This window comes from Escherichia sp. R1, assembly GCF_003000935.1.
GTDB classification, from domain to species: Bacteria; Pseudomonadota; Gammaproteobacteria; order Enterobacterales; family Enterobacteriaceae; genus Escherichia; species Escherichia coli.
This window is the reverse complement of the sequence record NZ_PSRU01000073.1, coordinates 1-1,114: the sequence shown is the minus strand read 5'-3', so window position 1 is coordinate 1,114 and position 1,114 is coordinate 1. Positions and strand designations below refer to the sequence as shown.

Sequence of the window (1,114 nt, the reverse complement as noted above, 5' to 3'; positions counted from 1 at the left end):
GTTATCAGGTGTGTTTAAAGCTGTTCTGCTGGGCAATACCCTGCAGTTTCGGGTGGTCGCTGAGATATTTCAGGGAGGCTTTGTAGTCTTCCAGCAACAGTTCAGCAAAGTCCATTTCGAAGCCGCGACGACACATAATGCGCATCACCACGATGTCGGTGGCTTCACCGCCGAGAGTGAAGGCCGGAACCTGCCAGCCGCGCAGACGCAGACGTTCAGAGAGGTCGTACAGGGTGTATCCTGGATCTTCACCATCTTTCAGTTTGAAGCAAACCGCCGGGATGCCTTCGTCCGGGCGACCGGTACAGATGAACTCATACGGCCCCAGTTTGGCGATTTCATCCGCCAGATAAGCGGCAACCTGGTAGGAAGCGTTCTGTACTTTGGTATAGCCTTCACGACCGAGGCGCAGGAATTCATAGTACTGTGCAATCACCTGACCCGCCGGGCGGGAGAAGTTGATGGCGAAAGTACCAATCTGACCGCCGAGGTAGTCAACGTTGAACACCAGTTCCTGCGGCAGCGCTTCTTCATCACGCCAGATAACCCAGCCGCAGCCCAGCGGAGCCAGACCGAATTTATGGCCTGAAGCACTGATCGATTTCACACGCGGCAGGCGGAAGTCCCAGACGATATCCGGGGCGACGAACGGTGCCAGGAAGCCACCGCTGGCGGCGTCGATGTGCATGTCGATGTCGATACCGGTGTCGGCCTGGAATTTATCCAGCGCATCGTGCAGCGGCTGCGGGAACTCATAGTTACCGGTGTAGGTCACGCCGAAAGTCGGCACCACGCCGATGGTATTTTCGTCGCAGGCTTCAATCATGCGTTTCGGGTCCATAAACAACTGACCGGGGCACATAGGGATCTCACGCAACTCCACATCCCAGTAGCGGGCGAATTTATGCCAGCAGATTTGTACCGGACCGCACACCAGGTTTGGTTTATCCGTTGGTTTGCCTGCGGCTTCCATACGCTTGCGCCAACGCCATTTCATCGCCATCCCGCCGAGCATACAGGCCTCGGAAGAACCAATGGTGTTGGTGCCAACGGCCTGACCATTTTTCGGTGCAGGCGCATGCCACAGATCGGCAACCATGTTTACGCAACGCAG

The 1,114-nt window shown here is 56.5% G+C and carries 1 protein-coding gene; it reads right to left on the bottom strand.

The features are described from left to right. Positions 1-4 precede the first annotated feature (4 nt). On the bottom strand, positions 5-1,114 hold a 1,110-nt coding region (locus C4F37_RS27105), incomplete at its 5' end, for a glutamate decarboxylase (protein ID WP_100621514.1).